The organism is Flavobacterium sp. ENC (assembly GCF_020991415.1).
In the GTDB taxonomy this organism is placed as follows: domain Bacteria; phylum Bacteroidota; class Bacteroidia; order Flavobacteriales; family Flavobacteriaceae; genus Flavobacterium.
On sequence record NZ_JAJMOY010000003.1, the window covers coordinates 314,256 to 331,017 of the forward strand.

A 16,762-nucleotide genomic window follows, 5' to 3' on the forward strand; every position below is an offset into this window, starting at 1 on the left:
AAAAAAAGAAAAATCCGTGTCTATCCATTTAAATCCTTAAAACCACCAGTGTTATATTAATCAATTATTATTCTAACAATTCCTTAGAATCCTCCTCCTTATCGTCTTCAATAAAATCCAATTCTAAAGCCCTTACGGTCTGAACGGCGTTTCCGGCGATACCGCGAATCGAACCGTACATTCCTAACGTATTATGCACCACTTTCTCGATTTGTTTTTCACGTTGTTTCCAGATACGCTGCATGGCTCTTTTTTCGGAATCCAGGTCACTTTGCATTTGTGTAAAGCCTTCCACAATTCCCTCTACCTGCAAACGGAATTCGTTGCTGGTTAAAAAATCATACAACATCGACATTTTATCGCCTTTGTTTTCCTGTGCCTGAACCGCCTGACTCACTTGTATCAAAGATTGACGCAAAACGGCACTAAGACCTTTAAATTCTTCATACGTACAAATCCAGATGCCGTCGCGCATTCCCATTCGGTCCATTCCTGCCGGCATCACTTCAGTCACCAGCACACCAATATTGGCCCTTTTGGTCCGTATATCATTTTTGAATTTCTCAATCCATGCGGGTTGGAAGGCTTTGGTGCGCTTGCTTTCGTAATAAATAGAACCGCAATTTTGCAATTCGCGGGTATTGACAATCTGAAGGCAGTCTGCTCCGTTGGCGCCTTTTTTAACTTCGTCTATACTGTCCAAAGGGAAATTATTGGCCAGCCATTCCTCAATCGCTAATTCCATTACTTCACCCTGCAATTGCATGGAACCTTGTTCCTGCTTGCGTTTCATTTCCTCAATCAGTTTCTTTTGATCGTCTGATTGCTTTTGGTATTCTTTTATTTTGAGTTCGTTTTTCTCTTCTTCCTGTTTTCTGATCTTATCTCTTTCTAAAACCAAAGTAGCATTAAGCTGTTTTTGTGCTTCAGCTTCAATGGCTTCTTTCATTTCCAGTTTTTCGCGTTGCAATTTGGCAATTTCACCTTCCATCTTATTAAGCTCACGAAGTTTTTCCGATTTCTCTGAAAGTTCCTTTTCCATGGCGAGTAAACGGTCTTTGTTTTCTTCGTCCAGTTTGGTTTTTAGTTTTTCGGTGATTTCTTTTTCAGCTACTTTTTTCTCACGCTCCAGACGTTCTGCAAAAAGTTCGTTTTCCTGTTTCTTTTTGGCTTCAAATTCTAATTTGGCTTTTTCGAATTGCTCATTTTTAAGCTCCAGTTCCCTCGATTGTGCATTGGCCTTTTGCTGGAATTCCTTACGAATACTGTCTTCTAACTGATGTTTCAGTATGTCATTTACATCGATAGTCGTTCCGCAGTTTGGGCACTGAATTGAAGATTGCTCCGCCATTTTTATTGAATTTATTTAGGTACTATAATAAGCTGCTAAGGTATTTAAAAGTTCATTCTTTTCAAGTGATTTCAATGTGATAAATTGTAACTTTTTTGCCACGAATTCTACTGATTTTTGCGAATTGTTTTTTATTAAGCAAATATTTACTAGGTTTTTTTAGGTTCCTAATTAATCACGCAAAGACGCAAAGTCGCAAAGTTTTTTGTTAACGCAGATTTCACAGATTTCAACAGATTTTTAATCTTTCCAATTAAGAGCTTAAATGATAATCTTTGCGACTTTGCGTGATCACAATTATAGGATGCAATTTAAAAACTTACACTAATTTAATTTTACGGTTTTCCTTTTTTAAGATGTTTTTTAAAGCTTTGAATTAATCACACAAAGGCGCAAAGTATAATGACTATACATTATCCGTGCTGTTTGTCATTTCGAGGAACGAGAAATCTCCGTAAGAAACTCGACAAAGATTGGACTCTCGTTGCGGAGCTACTTGCGTAGATTTCTCGTTCCTCGAAATGACAAACTAATCAAATAACTAAAATAAACTTTGCGAGTTTATGAGATTAAATTATAAAGAAGCGTTAGCGTCAACTATTTTTCTTCAACAAAAAATCGACAGCTACTTTTGTGATTTGCGACTCGTCTTCTTTTGAGGTAATCAGGGAAACATCGGTAAACAGATTGACTTTTTTCAATTCTATAAATCCGATTTCGGGGTCAGAATTGTTTCGTGCGATATTAGACGGGACAATCGAAATTCCCAAACCGTTTTTAACGAGTTGTACAATCGAATTAATGTTGTTGGATTCATGAACTACTTTGGGTGTAAAACCATAAAAAGCACACAGTTCCAGTAAAACTTCATGATAATGCGGCGCATAATCTTTGTTGAAAAACACAAAAGTTTCATCTTTCAGACCTGAAATCTCTTCCTCAGAATTAATTTGAAGGTTCCTTTTATTATAAACAACAGAGAATCCGTCGCGAAACCACAATTGCGATTTTATTTTCGGCGATTTTACAGGAGAGCGAATGATTCCCAAATCAATTTTTCGCAACTCTAAAGCTGCGATTTGTTTGGTGGTGGAAATTTCAAAAAGTTTGAAACTGACATAAGGAAATGCGGCTTTCAAATGTTGTATTAATTCTGAAATCACACCGGAATAAATCGAACTGATGTAAGCGATGCTGAATTCTCCTGAAACATTCTGCGCTATCTTCTGCGTTTTGATTGTAATTTGTGCCAGGTCCTGAAAAAGAGCTGTGACTTCTTTTTCGAAATATTTTCCGGCTTCGGTAAGTGTTACTTTTTTATTATTCCGATGGAATAAACGTGCACCGATTTCCGTTTCCAGTTCAATAATCTGACGGCTTAAAGGCGGTTGTGAGATACAAAGTTTCTCTGCGGCTTTTGTAAAGTTTAATTCTTCGGCTACCGCCAGGAAATATTTTAAGTGTCGTAATTCCATAAATACCTTTTAAGTATTAATAATTGACAAAATAAGTATTTTTGAAGTATATAAGAAAGAAATACTTTTACAAAAAAAGTAATACCCACGGATTTTAATGGGTTTGCGCGGGTTTTTTGCCACGGATTAAAAGATTAAAAGGATTTTTGTTGGCCACGAATTGCACTAATTTCCGCGAATTAAAATTTTTGAAAGACGCGAAAAAATCTGTGTTAACTCGTTGAAACCCGCATTGTTCGTGAGAAAAATAAAAAATTAGTGCAAATTCGTGGAATTCGTGGCAAACATATTTCCACACAGTATAAAAAAAATCTTTTAAATCTTTTAATCTGTGGCAAAAGCAAAAAGCTAAAACTAAAAATTATGAAAAAATCAACTATCGAAGAAATCAGAACACGCTTTGACAATGATGTCGAACGATTTTCGAATTTAGAAACGGGTCAGGTGGCTACCATTGACGCTACCATTTCGCTGGAGCTCATCACGGAAGCCTCAAAAAGAATTGTTCCGAATGCCAAAAATGTCCTGGATATTGGCTGTGGAGCCGGAAATTATACTTTAAAAATGTTATCGAAAGTATCGGATTTAAATTGCACTCTCGTCGATTTGAGCTTGCCCATGCTGGAAAGAGCTTTTGAAAGAGTGTCAAAAGAAACAAACGGAAGGGTAGAAGTAAAGCAGGGAGATATCCGCGAAGTAGATTTACCGGAAAACCATTTTGATATTATTCTGGCCGGGGCTGTTTTGCATCATTTGCGTGATGATCCCGATTGGGAAAACACTTTTGCCAAGATATTTAAATTATTAAAACCCGGAGGCTGTTTTATGATTTCAGACCTGATTACGCAGGATACCGAGTTGTTAAACGACTATACCTGGCAGCGTTATGGCGACTATCTGGAAGGAATCGGCGGTGCAGCATACCGTCAGAAAGTATTGGATTATGTGGAAAAGGAAGACACGCCGAGATCGATGAATTACCAGTTGGACCTGATGAAGAAAGTTGGTTTTAAAAGTGTCGAAATTTTACACAAGAATATGTGTTTTGGTGCTTTTGGCGGGATTAAGTAATATTTAAAAAAAATTACCACAGATTATAAAATTAAAAAGGATTTTTTGTTTGCCACGAATTGCACGAATTAACACTAATTTTTTTTCGCAATTTTAAAAGCTTAATTCGTGAAAATTCGTGCAATTCGTGGCTAAAAAAACTTTTATTTCTTTACAAAATTTGTGTTGTTTTATACACCTGAATCGGAGTAGATACCAGTGCTTCGCTTTGTGCAATAAAATCAAGTAAATACGATTGATTGTTGTGTAGGTCAAGTCCCGGCTGATCTTGCCACTCTTCCCAGAGAATAAAAACATTTTCGGACTGGTGCAGATCGTAACGTACGCAGGCCGTTTCTTTTCTGGTTTCGGTCACCAAATGATTCAGCATGTCTTGTAGTTTTTCAGCATGTTCTGCTTTGCTGTTGAAAATTGCTGTAATTGAAATCATGATTTATAAATTTTTAAAAGTTGCTTCTAAATGTCTTGTGTAATCTTGTTTAAAGATGCTAATGTTTTCCGCGGTCGCACCTTTTTCAACATCGTGAAAATGAAAGCTGTTCAGTTTTTCCATTCCTGTAAATTTGTTCATTTTGTGAAAACCAAACATGGCACCGTCATCCACAGAAGTTTCTTCGAAGAATTCCCCCGGTAAGGTAAAAGCTGTCTTCGGAGCATTCCAGCTTGTGGTCAGCATATATTTTCGGCCGTGTAAAAGCCCGCCGGTTCCGTAATTGATATCCGGATTGACGCGGCTTCTTCCGTCACTTTTATAAATTCCGTTGTTGTGTCCCTGTGTAAAAACATCATCAATGTATTTTTTGAAGAGATTCGGTAACTGAAACCACCAAACAGGCGTATGATAGATAATTACATCTGCCCAGACGAATTTTTCCACCTCTTCCTGAAGGTTGATTTCGTTGTTGATATTGGTCGTTTTTATTTCGTAATTGTTGTTTTGGGAAAGAAATTCAGTTGTCCAGTCCTGAACTGTCTGGTTGAATTTCCCGCCTGAATGAGCAAATTTTTGCCCGCCGTTGATGATAAATATGTTCTTCATAATGTAAATGTTCTGCTGTATTTGTAAGGTTGTGTGAGGGATAGAGGCGGTATCCTTTTTTTGAGGAACGAAAAAAAAGATATAGCCGAAAGCCCGACCCGAAGGGACACACCCAAATTATTATTATAGTTTAGAAATGGCCTGATTGATGAATTCCAATTCGGAAACGGATAGGTCGAAATGCATTGCTTTGGCATTCGATATTGCCTGTTCTGCATTTCTTGCTCCGGCCAGCACTATGGTAATGCCTTTTTGTAAAGTAGTCCAGCGTAAAACCAACTGCGCTAAACTTGCTTCTTTGTCGTGTGCTAAGGAACTTAATTCTTCGACTAAAGTTTTTACTTTCTGAAGATCGAACTGACCGAAATACCCATTTCGGTGATCGTTGTCTTTTAGTTTGCTGTCGGTAAAATATTTTCCGGTCAGTAATCCTCTTTCCATAGGGCTGTACGCAATGATTCCGATATTTTGGGCAACTGTAAGCGGAACCAGATCAGCTTCGATACTGCGATTCAGCATGCTGTAGGAAACCTGATTGGAGGCCAGCTGGATGGTTTTTTGTGCTTCTTCCAATTGGGAAACGCTGTAATTACAAACTCCCGCAGCCCTGATTTTTCCTTGTCGGATCAGTAAGTCCATCGTTTCCATGGTTTCGTGAATAGGAGTAGTGGCGTCGGGCCAGTGAATTTGCAATAAATCAATATAATCGGTTTTAAGTCTTTTCAGGCTTTCTTCGACTTCTTTGATGATGTTTTCTCTGGAAGCGAATTTGTATACCGGTATTTTTTTTCCGTTGTCATCGGCGTCAAAGAAAAATTCCCCTCTGCCGTTATTGCTTCCGTCCCACACTAAACCAAATTTGGTCAGCAGCTGCACTTTTGAGCGGTCCTGTGTTTTTAAAGCTTCACCAATCATTTCTTCGCTTAAACCAAATCCGTAGAAAGGAGCGGTGTCTAAAGTGGTGACGCCATTGTCAATTGAAGCGTGAATGGAGTCGATTGAATCCTTTTTTTCGTTTCCACCCCACATGTTTCCGCCAATTGCAAATGCGCCGTATGTAATGGCTGATAATTCGAGTTCGGTAGTACCTAATTTTCTATATTCCATGTTGTTGTATTTTGTGCTTAAAAAATTATGGAGCAAAATTATACCATTTTTACAACCTTTAATTTGTATATATTTGTGTTTTTTAGGTATATTTGCAGCCGCAATCTAAATTCATCTACATGAAAAAAGAAAATTTATACGAACCGTTTACGGTTTCATTTGAGACACTGGAGGAATATCCGGATGTTGGAGATCGTCATAATTTTTTTGAACTGGTCTATATTTTAGAAGGTACCGGCTCACAATGTATCAACAAAAATATTTTCACTTACGATGCGGGGCATATGTTTTTGCTGACGCCTGAAGACTGTCATAATTTTACTATTGAAACCCAAACGACCTTTTTCTTTTTGCGGTTTAATGATATTTACCTGAAGGATTCGAGTTTGCAAAATGAAAACATTCAGCGTTTGGAATACATACTTCAAAATGCGAATCATCAGCCGGGCTGTATCTTAAAACTGGATTCAGATAAGTGCCTGGTAAAAGTGATGATCGAAGCGATTATGCGCGAACATCAGAATAAAGATGTGTATAATAAGGAACTGATTCAGCAATTGGTCAATACGCTAATTATTATTGTAGCCAGAAATATTGCGAAATACCTGCCGGAACAGGTCAATATTGGCTGTGAGGCAAAAGCGATGGATATCCTGCAATACATTCAGAACAATATTTATTATCCGGAACGAATAAAAGCGGAATCGCTTAGTGAGTATTTTGGAATTTCGAATACGTATTTAGGGCGTTATTTTAAGAAACACGCTAACGAAACGATGCAGCAATATATTAGTAATTATAAAACGAAATTAATCGAACACCGTTTGCAGTTTAGTGAAAAACGCATCAACGAAATTGCGTATGAATTTGGTTTTACGGATGAAAGCCATTTCAATAAATTTTTTAAGAAACAGAGAGGAAATAGCCCTTCGGAGTATAGGAAAACGATTCGGATTAGTGCTTAAGGTTTTGCCACGAATTGCCACGAATTGCCCGAATTTTCTCGAATTTGATTTTTGTCACAGATTGATGGATTGGAAATGATTTAAAAAAATCTGTGTTAATCTGTGTAATCAGTGGCTAAATAATTAATGCGTAAAATTAAAACGCGGATGACACGGCTTTAAAATTCTCCCGTAGATTTAGCTGATTTGGCAGATTTTCTCTTTATAGATCTGCGTGATCTGCAAAATCTGCGGGAAAAAATTAAATAATTTTCTTGATTACCCTGAGGTTATGTGTGTGTTTATTCAATTCAGGATTGTAAATTCCTAAGTGGTCTAAACGGTCAATGCGGACTTTTCCACTGGCGTGAATGATGTAGTTGTTGTCCATAATGATACCCACGTGAATGATTTTCCCTTCTTCATTATCAAAAAAGGCCAGATCACCGGCTTCACTTTCTTCAATAAAACTCAAAGGTTCTCCCTCAAGCGCCTGTTGTGAGGCATCGCGGTGAATTTTGTAGCCGTTTAGTTTATACACCATTTGTGTAAAACCGGAACAATCGATTCCGAAAGGGGTTTTTCCGCCCCAAAGGTAAGGTGCATTCAGATACATAAAAGCAGTATTGATCAAGGCACTTTTAGGTTTTATGCCGCTGGTTTTGGTTCCTTCAAAATCAAAATTAGAGGTATTGATTTCGCTGTTATTCAAAAAAGACAAAGAAGCACCAAGCGGAATGGGTAATAATAGATTTTCCGGCGCACTGATATAGTCAATTAAATCGGCATTCAGAATAATGGCTTCATTGCTTAATTGCTTATAATTGGCCTCCGAAATAACCTGATATTGTTTGGAATCTACCCAGCCTTCATAGTCATCGAACTGAATTTTTATTCGCGCCCATTGGTTTTGACGTTCTATTATTTCGATGTGCTCGCCAAACAAAAGTTGTGTAACGATTTCGCTTCGGTCACTTGGTTCAGCTCGAACAGGTACTATGGCAAGGTTGCAAATTCCGAACATTTAGGGTAATTTATAAGATGAAATCAGGAGTTATTTCTATTTGAAACAACTCCTGAAATAATATAGTTTTAAGCTCTTTCGATAACAATTGCCGAAGCACCGCCACCACCGTTGCAAATGGCTGCAGCACCGGTTTTAGCATTGTTTTGTTCTAAGACATTTAATAAAGTTACGATAATTCTCGCTCCTGAACATCCAAGAGGGTGACCTAATGAAACGGCACCACCATTTACGTTTACTTTGTCGTTATCAAGACCAAGAATTTTTGAATTGGCCAATCCAACTACCGCAAAAGCTTCGTTGAATTCGAAATAATCCACATCGCCAATGGCAATTCCTGCTTTGTCTAATGCTTTTGGTAATGCTTTTGCCGGGCTTGTGGTAAACCATTTTGGTTCCTGTGCAGCATCGGCGTAGCCTTTTATGTAAGCCAGAGGTTTTAATCCAAGGGCGATTGCTTTTTCTTCAGACATTAAAACCAATGCAGCAGCTCCGTCATTGATGGTCGAGGCATTTGCAGCAGTAACCGTTCCGTCTTTTGTAAAAACGGCAGCCAGAGAAGGTATTTTGTCCAGTTTTACATTGGTGTATTCTTCGTCTTTGGAAACTATAACAGGTTCTCCGCGTCTTTGCGGAACTTCGACCGGTACAATTTCATTGTCAAATTTTCCGGCATCCCATGCTTTGGCGCTTCTTTCGTACGACTGAATGGCAAAATTATCCTGTTCTTCACGAGTAATTTTGTACTCTGATGCACATAAGTCAGCGCAAACTCCCATTGCGTTGTTATCGTAAGCATCTGTCAAACCATCTTTTTGCATTCCGTCCAGCATGGTAGCAGGACCAAATTTGTTTCCGTTACGCATTTGTACGTAGTGCGGGATCAGGCTCATGTTTTCCATTCCTCCGGCGACTACAATTTCAGCATCTCCGCAGGCAATAGCCTGAGCGGCGAACATTACAGCTTTCATTCCGGAAGCACAAACTTTGTTTACGGTTGTAGCCGCAACTTCTTCAGACAAACCGGCAAAAAGTGCCGCCTGACGTGCAGGTGCTTGTCCAACTCCGGCTTGAACTACGTTCCCCATGAAAACTTCATCAACTAATTTTGGGTCCAGGTTAATTTTTTGAAGGGCTCCTTTTATAGCGGCAGCGCCTAATTTTGGTGCGGGTACGGTAGATAAACCTCCCATGAAACTTCCGATAGGTGTTCTAACGGCAGAAACGATAACAACTCTTTTGTTCATTTTCTGTTAATATTAGTTAATCAAGCAAATTTACGGTTTATTTGAATATATTCAAATTTTGAGTCAATTTGTATTAATTAGACTGAATTTTAAATTTAATATCAATTTTTTGTTAATTCTATTCGTTTGATTGTGAAGTGGTTTAAAAAAAAGATTGAAAAAAGATTAAAAAAAGCACAGAAATAGTTGTGAGATATGGAATGTTGTCTTACATTTGCAACCGCAAAACAGGACACGTTCCTTGAGCTTGGAGAGGTGCCAGAGCGGTAATGGAGCAGATTGCTAATCTGTCGACGGGTAACCGTCGCCAGGGTTCGAGTCCCTGTCTCTCCGCATAATAATTTGCTTTTCGGGGTGTAGCGTAGCCCGGTTATCGCGCCTGCTTTGGGAGCAGGAGGCCGCAGGTTCGAATCCTGCCACCCCGACTAATTTAAGATCACCTGCCTTCTAAGCAGACGGTCGAGGAATTAAAAATAATGGACGCATAGCTCAGCTGGATAGAGCACCTGCCTTCTAAGCAGGCGGTCGAAGGTTCGAATCCTTCTGCGTTCACAAAAAGCCACTCAATCGAGTGGCTTTTTTGTTTTTATTAGATTTTGTTTTAGTAGTATGTGCCGCTTAATTGTGCTGAGTGATTTCCTTCTTCCGAAATCCGTTTAAACCAAGGGTCTTTCTATTCTGAAGTACGCCAGCTCTTCTTCATTTCGTGTTAGATTATTTAATCGCTCAAATCCCGCTTTTTGCAGTACATTTTGTGAGCCAGTGTTGTCCAGGGCTGTAATGGCTACCACTTCTTTGGTATTTGTATTGGCAAAGCTATATTCCGTTATAGCTCTGCATACTTCAGTAGCAATGCCTTTTCCCCAGTAGGGTTTGCTAAGTACATATCCGATTTCTATCTGGCTGGTGTTGTGTACAAAAATGCGGGCAACACAGATTCCTATGAAATTATTACTGACAGTATCGAAGATCGCCCATCGGCTAAGATTTTTGTTTTTATAATTTTCAATGAGTTCCTGAAACATCTCCACATATCTTTCCGGTGAAGTTAGAGGAAGGTATTGTGTGACCTCAGTGTCTTTAAAGAGATCTAAAAATATTTGTTGCTCCTGAGGTAAAAATTCGCGAATAATGATTTCTGGGCTTTGATAAAGAGTGGACATTCGTTATAGTTGATTAAAATAAATTAGGTACGAGTTTTTAAAGTTAACTAAAATTAATTACAGGGTTTTAATGGTTCGACAAAATCATTGAATAGATTTTGATTTAGTACTAATCTTTACCTTCTCGGAGCCTACTGCTGATGAACTTTTTTAATAAAATTGCAAGACCTGTGTCAATTGCACTATGCTCATCAGTAAAGAAAGAAAAAACTGTTTGTGCACTGCAATGCTTTATGATCGGAAAGGGACTTGTGCAACGAAGTTAAAATATAATTAATTTTACTGAAGACGCTACCGGTTAAATTTTCTTGCAGGTTGTTTCAAAATAGAATTAAAAAGAATTTTGAAACAAAAACTGTTTCAAAAAAAGTAAAATAAAGATTCGAAACGATTTTTGTTTCAAGTAAAAAAGTAAGTAAATTTGAAACAGAGCTAAAATATAAGCCTAAAAGCAGGAGTGATGAAAAAGGAAGAAAATGTTGTTATGGGGTATTAAAAAAAAACGAAATTGAAAATGACAAAAAAAATATTTCATCTACTTTTATTATTTTGTTTTATATCGTGTGGAAAGTCAGTATTAGAAAGTAAGAGTATTAAATCTGGATTTATTAGTGAGCCTGGAATTTATTATATTCGAAATCCTAAGCACCGAAATATATTGGTAAAAGAATTAAAAGATGATTCTATACTATTTGCTATTAGAGATTCACAAAATAAAATTCTATTTCAACAGAGCCTAAATGAAACTTTTAGTAACTATCATTACTGGTGTCTATACGTTGATGAAAACTCAAATATTTGGTTTTATAATTCTGACTATATGTCTTCAAAAGCAATACTATTCAATGAAAATACAAAGCTTTATGAAATGAAGGACTTTTGCAATGTGAAATTAAAAATGCCGAAAGAATTTGAAGAAGAATTAAAGGAATCATTCGAAAATTATAATTGTAAATCGTTAAGTAAATAAAAAAGTGCCCGGGGATAGCTAGTATTACGGATTTTGACAATTGGCTTAATGGGAAAATTGTTTTGTATTTTAAATGATTTGTCAAATCTGAAAAATGGGTTTAATTTAGTACCAAACCAGCTGTAGTAACGGAACTTTATTGGCAAGTACCTAAACAAAAGACAAAACAAAAATATGAAGTATTTAAAAATATTTTTAATTTCAATCGGGATATTATGCTCAATAATATTCTTTTATTTTTTTTATGCAATTCTTCAAATTAGCTCAACCTTTGAACCTCTTGAAGAATATAGTTATTCCGTTTCAAAATTAAATTTAGAAAAATCATTGCGTAATTTAAGATTATCGGATTCCAGAATTGTGTATCAAATTACGGACACAACGGGCTCAAAGGAAGATGGGTATAAATACTATGTTACACTTTTATTTAAAAAATCTAGCATTCAAAATTATGAATATAATTTAAATTACGAAGAACAAACGGTTTTTTGGAAAAATTCAAATACACTAAAACTGAATTTGGTTGGAGCTTTTGATAAATCGAAAAATACTGGTGGATATCAAAAAAGCGATGAAGATGTTCCGAAATTAATTGAGATATTTAAAACAGATATTTTGCCAAAAATCAAGAAACAAACCAGCTACTAACATCTAACACAATAGATTTGTGCAATTAGCTAAAGGAAAGTTGATTTGGCAAATCCGGCAGGTAATAATTCCGAAGTGAATTGTTTTTATCAACTACAAGGAGGAGAGTATTTTTTCACAATGGCTTTTTCAGATTTAAGAGGTGGTGGCGTGAAAACTGTAAGTCTTCAGACACAAAGAATTACATTAATAGCTGGACAAACTTATATGCTTAATAAAAATTCTAAAGATGATAATGATTTTACGGGTGGTGCAGGAAGTTATTTTCCCAATGTGCAAAATATTTATTGTACTAATACATTGAAAACTGGTGAGATAAAAATTACTCGTATTGATTTGCAAAAATCAATTATTTCAGGAACTTTTTGGTTTGATGGCGTCAATTCTTCAGGTGAAAAAGTGGAAGTACGCGAAGGGCGTTTTGATTGGAATTACTAAAAGTTAACTTTTAAATAAACAAAAAGAGGTATTTTCAATAATTTGCATAGCTATCAATATTCAAGCGAAGTTAGAAAAAACGGTTAAATATAAAGGAACGTCACGAGTCAGCAGGCTCAGGATTTGTCAGAATATTATATCTAATTTTGAAATAGCTTATCTTCTTGAAAAGACTGGAATGACTCATACCCATTGCAGCAGAAAATTCTTCAGGCTCTCGGTACAATTCTCTTATTTATCGGTAATTTTAAAGCGGCAGTTTTACTAACAATACTTTAATGTTCCCCAAAACAAGTTCAGGCTCTTCAAGCTGGATAAAATGTCCTGATTTTACCGTTGTAATATGGGTGAAATCAGTCACACCGGCTTTTAGTGCTTCTTTAGAATCATACCATAATTGTCTGTCGGCGGCATCATGTTCGGCATCAACTTTCATACTAGTTATGGCAATAACCTGAACATCAGGCAGATTAGGCAGCGTTGCGGCGTATTTAAAATCCGCAATCAGCTGCAGTGTTTCCAGTGCGATACCGGAATTTGTCCCGTAAGTATTTTTATAGGTATTGTAAAAGCCATCGATCTGTTCTTGTGAAAAATGATTGTACTTTTCATGAGAAGCATCAACAAATACCAAACCAGCGACTTTTGCCGGATTTTTTATAGCATAATCACGAATGATCACGCCTCCTAACGAATGCCCAACCAGTATTACTTTTCTGCCTTGTGCAAACTGATCCACGACTTTTTCAAGCTCAGATCGTAAGGTATTTATATTTCTGGGTGCCGTGCTGATACCAGATTTTCCGTAGCCGCCTCTGTCATATAATAACACATCCGAATTTAAAAAATGGGCTATAGACAAGATCTCTGATGATTGTCCGGTGCTGTACCAGGAGGTGTGATCATTTCCGTGACCTGATTCAAAAACAACCAGATATTTCGATTTACCGGAAACCGTATAGGTCATGAGTTTATGGGTTCCCAGGTCTACGGGAGTTCCCGGATATTCCGGAGCCGCCTTTTTATCATCATCCGAGCAGGAGCTAAAGGAGAGAGCAAAAATAGTCACGATGAAAAGACGGGTTAATCCGGTGCTTTTGGTTTTGTACGAATTTAATTTTGAGGTTGTTTTTTTAAAGATTGTCAATCGCATTTTAGGTTTTGTTTTTAGGTAAATTCGATACAAATATTAGTATTATTTACCGTCCTGAAGTTCTGATTTATGAATCAGAACCTATTCTTAAAAACCTTAAACAGTATTTATACAGCAGTCGAAGCTGTTTTTTTAAATTCGGACGGCGTCTGATGGGTCGCTTTTTTGAAAGTAGTGTTAAAAACAGTCTTGGAATTAAAACCCACTTCAAAAGCAATTCCAAGTAAACTTAAATGCTCCATAGCAGGATTTTGAATCAGTTTTTTAGCTTCTTCGATTCGATAGCGGTTAACGAACTGATAAAAATTTTCATCAAATCCTTTATTGATGATGTAAGAAAGAATATGAGATGAAATATCCAGTTGGGATGCCAGTCTGAATAAACTCAGTTCAGGGTCCAAAAAAGGTTTTTTATCTTCCATTACCTGAAGTAAGAGCGATTTCATGACTTCTAAGTCCGTATCGGAAATTAGTTTTTTCTGGTTTACATCCGGAACTGAAGCTTCAGTGATAAGGACTTCAATTTCTTCTTTTTCCTGTTTATCAGGCTGATAAAATTCCTTTTGTTTTAATGAAAAGTAGGTAATAAAAAAAATCGCACCCAGATAAATCAGACTCGCAAAATGGTCAAAAAAAGTATTGGTTTTTGCTGCTTTAAAAACAATATCAAATAACCAGAGGCTGGTGATCATCAAAACGCAAATCACCACCTTCTGTAACCATTTTAAATTGATTGCCCTGGTATTGGAAGTGTAAAGAAACAAATGCTTCTGGTAAGCGGTAATTTCCCGGTACGCGGCAATACAATACGCAGTAACCTGAAAACAAAAAACAAAATTAAAAACGGCACTGATTACGGCGGCGCTCTTTTTATCGGCTGCTGTAGGCGGTGGTACTTCGATGAGGAGTGACAGAGAGAGTAAGAGCAGGATTATCAAAGCAAATGCAAAATGCAAATTATCTTTTACCCGCCATTGCCGGTCAGGCTGAATAAAATAAAGGATGCTAAAATAAAAAACAGGCGCTACTATAAAATCGGTTATGCCGAGAAAATCGTTGAGAAGCATTCTCGTTTGCAAAAACTCAGTTTTCTCCAGTAAATCGTTGAACTGAATCAGAAAAATGCATAAAATAAAGGCGCCAAACCATCGGTTAACGGTACCATTTGCCTGATTAATATTGGCAAACAACAAAAATGCAAGTAATAAAGCTGTTCCCGCAACAAAGAAGCTAAGTAGTTGATCCATTAGAGGCCATTTTTAAATCCATTTTCTGTAAAGATAAAATTACTATTATTTATTTCAGTATTGCACTATGTTTTTCTAATCTCTTGCAGCACGAACTCAATAGCAAATAATTTCCATGGCATTTCCCTATTCCTGTTTGTTGAAGAACATCTTTTACATTTTTAAGTATAAAACTATATTTCCACTAATTAGCCTCTAAATACCACTTATTACAGTAAATAACCATTTATTGTAATTAGGAAACCTTGCGGCTTATTAGGTTATAACTTTGCGCTCGATTTAAAAAACCATGAAAATTTAAACTAAATTTTTTTAAACATTTTAAAAATAAAACAATGAAAAAGATACTATTTTTAAGTTTCGTTCTAGCGTTTATGTTTTGTTCTAAAGATGAAAATGAAGCTGTTACAGGAGATGTCAAACCTGTCGTGGTGGAAGAAACTAATGATGATCCCCTAAATACTTACTCTTCTTTTGAAGTGACGTTACCCGAAAATCTGAGAGCACTGACTTCATCCGCAAATGCAACATTTGCCGTTTGGCCAAGTATTTTCTTTTCTGCAAATGACGATAATACGATCGATGTGTATTGGGAGGGAAGTAATACGGCACTGGATGGACACAGGCATTTTACAAAGATTTCATTGCTAAGTAAACAGATAGTAGCAGAGAATCCGTTGCCGGCAGCCTTAAATCTTGGAAACACACGCTTTTTGGGTTATGATAAAATCAGTGGCGGGCGTTATATAATGGGAACCTCCGATGTAAATTCAGACAATACATTACGCAAAAATCCAAAGCTTTATTGTTTTGACAGTAATGGAACTGTAAAATATACGATCGATCTATGGAAAGACTGCGATCCGGCCAATATAGCTACAGGGCAGGCCGGGCAGGCCATAATGACTTACAATAAAGCAGGAGATACTTTCGGCGTTTACATGGGACACAGGGCATCAGGGCATCAGGCAGGCTGGTTGGGCTTCTACAAAGCGGAAACAGGCGAAAGAACTTTTCTGAGGGACTGGTATATTTCGCACAACTTCGATCAAAGACTTCTGCCGCTTCCGGATGGCCGTTATGTGGCACTTGCCCATGGTGATGCACTTCCGAAACGATCTTTGTTCGTGGAGGGCTGGGATGTTAATAAAGGAAGATTGGGATTCCTGAACTACTTTGATATTCCCGGTAAAAGTGGTGAAAACGTTACCAAATCATCAACCGGGGAGGTCATTAATTTACCGAATGGTAATCTGGCTATTGTGTATGCTACGCAAAGGGACCATAGTACAGATAAAATCGTAAGGGATGTTCGCGTTGCTATTGTTTCGGGTATTGGAACCAGTTCACAGAAAGTAATCAAAGAGAATTGGCTGACCAATTATGCGAGTACAGCTATAGACGAAACAGCAGGCTGGGGAATGCAGATTGGACGTTATTCTGAGGATAAGCTGTTTTTAGCCTGGAATGTTTTTAAGACTCAGGAAAGTACTAAAATTCAGAAGACCACTTTTGCCCTGCTGGACAATGAAGGAAATCTGCTAAAAACAAAAGATACCATAGTAAATACTTCAAAAAAGGAAGGAATAAAAATGATTCAGCCCGCGCAGACTATGAGAAGAACCACTGACGGAAAGTATTTGGTTTTCCTTTCAGAAGGTTCTGATCCTAATAAGTTAAGGATTAATATGATGCAGGTGAAAAAGTAAATAGGTTACTTGGGTAGTGTTTCAGATGAGGTATTTTTACAGAATAACTATTTGGTTAACTGAAAAAGAAGAGATGATCTTGAAGGGTCGTCTCTTTTTTTGAATTTACAAGCTGTAAAATGATTTAGTTGCATCGTCTTTTAGTTCTTTTTCGAACTGAACGAACAATAATTGGA

16 protein-coding genes and 3 tRNA genes are annotated in these 16,762 nt (G+C 37.1%); 9 read left to right on the forward strand and 10 right to left on the reverse strand.

Translation table 11 applies throughout. The features are described from left to right. Positions 1-67: 67 nt before the first annotated feature. Both LPB89_RS10135 and LPB89_RS10140 read right to left on the reverse strand, forming a co-directional pair. On the reverse strand, positions 68-1,351 hold the full coding sequence (locus LPB89_RS10135) for a DUF2130 domain-containing protein (RefSeq protein WP_230701630.1): 1,284 nt from the start codon (positions 1,349-1,351) through the stop codon (positions 68-70). Positions 1,352-1,944: 593 nt separating this feature from the next. Further along, on the reverse strand, positions 1,945-2,826 hold the full coding sequence (locus tag LPB89_RS10140; protein ID WP_230701631.1) for a LysR family transcriptional regulator: 882 nt from the start codon (positions 2,824-2,826) through the stop codon (positions 1,945-1,947). 363 nt (positions 2,827-3,189) lie between these two features. Between LPB89_RS10140 and LPB89_RS10145 the strand changes: the two genes are divergently transcribed. Next, positions 3,190-3,897 (forward strand): class I SAM-dependent methyltransferase, encoded by a 708-nt coding sequence (locus LPB89_RS10145; protein WP_230701632.1) that lies wholly within the window; start codon positions 3,190-3,192, stop codon positions 3,895-3,897. Between the two features lie 151 nt (positions 3,898-4,048). Here LPB89_RS10145 and LPB89_RS10150 read toward each other — a convergent pair whose 3' ends face one another. The 3 genes from LPB89_RS10150 to LPB89_RS10160 form a co-directional block, all read right to left on the reverse strand. Then, positions 4,049-4,327: a putative quinol monooxygenase gene (locus LPB89_RS10150; RefSeq protein WP_230701633.1), complete on the reverse strand. Its 279-nt coding sequence runs from the start codon at positions 4,325-4,327 to the stop codon at positions 4,049-4,051. A gap of 3 nt (positions 4,328-4,330) precedes the next feature. Then, positions 4,331-4,936, reverse strand: coding sequence for an NAD(P)H-dependent oxidoreductase (locus tag LPB89_RS10155; RefSeq protein ID WP_230701634.1), 606 nt, complete (start codon positions 4,934-4,936; stop codon positions 4,331-4,333). Positions 4,937-5,059: 123 nt separating this feature from the next. Beyond that, the gene (locus LPB89_RS10160) at positions 5,060-6,043 is read right to left on the reverse strand and encodes an aldo/keto reductase (RefSeq protein ID WP_230701635.1); all 984 of its coding nucleotides are present in this window, start codon (positions 6,041-6,043) and stop codon (positions 5,060-5,062) included. 119 nt (positions 6,044-6,162) lie between these two features. Between LPB89_RS10160 and LPB89_RS10165 the strand changes: the two genes are divergently transcribed. Further along, on the forward strand, positions 6,163-7,008 hold the full coding sequence (locus tag LPB89_RS10165; RefSeq protein WP_230701636.1) for an AraC family transcriptional regulator: 846 nt from the start codon (positions 6,163-6,165) through the stop codon (positions 7,006-7,008). A gap of 241 nt (positions 7,009-7,249) precedes the next feature. Here the strand turns inward: LPB89_RS10165 and LPB89_RS10170 are convergent, their stop codons facing one another. Both LPB89_RS10170 and LPB89_RS10175 read right to left on the reverse strand, forming a co-directional pair. Beyond that, positions 7,250-8,011: a C40 family peptidase gene (locus LPB89_RS10170; protein WP_230701637.1), complete on the reverse strand. Its 762-nt coding sequence runs from the start codon at positions 8,009-8,011 to the stop codon at positions 7,250-7,252. Positions 8,012-8,079: 68 nt separating this feature from the next. Then, positions 8,080-9,258, reverse strand: coding sequence for an acetyl-CoA C-acyltransferase (locus tag LPB89_RS10175; protein WP_127338698.1), 1,179 nt, complete (start codon positions 9,256-9,258; stop codon positions 8,080-8,082). A 249-nt stretch (positions 9,259-9,507) separates the two neighbouring features. Between LPB89_RS10175 and LPB89_RS10180 the strand changes: the two genes are divergently transcribed. From LPB89_RS10180 to LPB89_RS10190, 3 genes are all read left to right on the forward strand, one after another. Continuing rightward, positions 9,508-9,591, forward strand: a tRNA-Ser gene (locus LPB89_RS10180). Positions 9,592-9,608: 17 nt separating this feature from the next. Further along, a tRNA-Pro gene (locus LPB89_RS10185) sits at positions 9,609-9,683 on the forward strand. A 53-nt stretch (positions 9,684-9,736) separates the two neighbouring features. Next, a tRNA-Arg gene (locus tag LPB89_RS10190) sits at positions 9,737-9,810 on the forward strand. Between the two features lie 104 nt (positions 9,811-9,914). On the opposite strand, the gene LPB89_RS10195 is transcribed toward LPB89_RS10190, so the two are convergent. Continuing rightward, positions 9,915-10,421 carry a GNAT family N-acetyltransferase gene (locus LPB89_RS10195; protein WP_230701638.1) on the reverse strand — a complete coding sequence of 169 codons (507 nt, stop codon included), beginning with the start codon at positions 10,419-10,421 and terminating at the stop codon, positions 9,915-9,917. Positions 10,422-10,935: 514 nt separating this feature from the next. Between LPB89_RS10195 and LPB89_RS10200 the strand changes: the two genes are divergently transcribed. The 3 genes from LPB89_RS10200 to LPB89_RS10210 all read left to right on the forward strand — a co-directional run bounded on the left by LPB89_RS10200 (position 10,936) and on the right by LPB89_RS10210 (position 12,477). After that, positions 10,936-11,391 (forward strand): hypothetical protein, encoded by a 456-nt coding sequence (locus LPB89_RS10200; protein ID WP_230701639.1) that lies wholly within the window; start codon positions 10,936-10,938, stop codon positions 11,389-11,391. Between the two features lie 174 nt (positions 11,392-11,565). Continuing rightward, positions 11,566-12,039, forward strand: coding sequence for a hypothetical protein (locus LPB89_RS10205; RefSeq protein ID WP_230701640.1), 474 nt, complete (start codon positions 11,566-11,568; stop codon positions 12,037-12,039). A gap of 45 nt (positions 12,040-12,084) precedes the next feature. Further along, entirely contained in the window at positions 12,085-12,477 is a 393-nt protein-coding gene (locus LPB89_RS10210; RefSeq protein WP_230701641.1) for a DUF6252 family protein, read from the forward strand. A 247-nt stretch (positions 12,478-12,724) separates the two neighbouring features. On the opposite strand, the gene LPB89_RS10215 is transcribed toward LPB89_RS10210, so the two are convergent. After that, positions 12,725-13,630, reverse strand: a complete 906-nt coding sequence (locus LPB89_RS10215; RefSeq protein ID WP_230701642.1) for an alpha/beta fold hydrolase — start codon at positions 13,628-13,630, stop codon at positions 12,725-12,727. Positions 13,631-13,737: 107 nt separating this feature from the next. Then, on the reverse strand, positions 13,738-14,877 hold the full coding sequence (locus tag LPB89_RS10220) for an AraC family transcriptional regulator (RefSeq protein ID WP_230701643.1): 1,140 nt from the start codon (positions 14,875-14,877) through the stop codon (positions 13,738-13,740). Between the two features lie 335 nt (positions 14,878-15,212). Between LPB89_RS10220 and LPB89_RS10225 the strand changes: the two genes are divergently transcribed. Then, positions 15,213-16,586 carry a hypothetical protein gene (locus LPB89_RS10225; protein ID WP_230701644.1) on the forward strand — a complete coding sequence of 458 codons (1,374 nt, stop codon included), beginning with the start codon at positions 15,213-15,215 and terminating at the stop codon, positions 16,584-16,586. Positions 16,587-16,762: the final 176 nt, after the last annotated feature.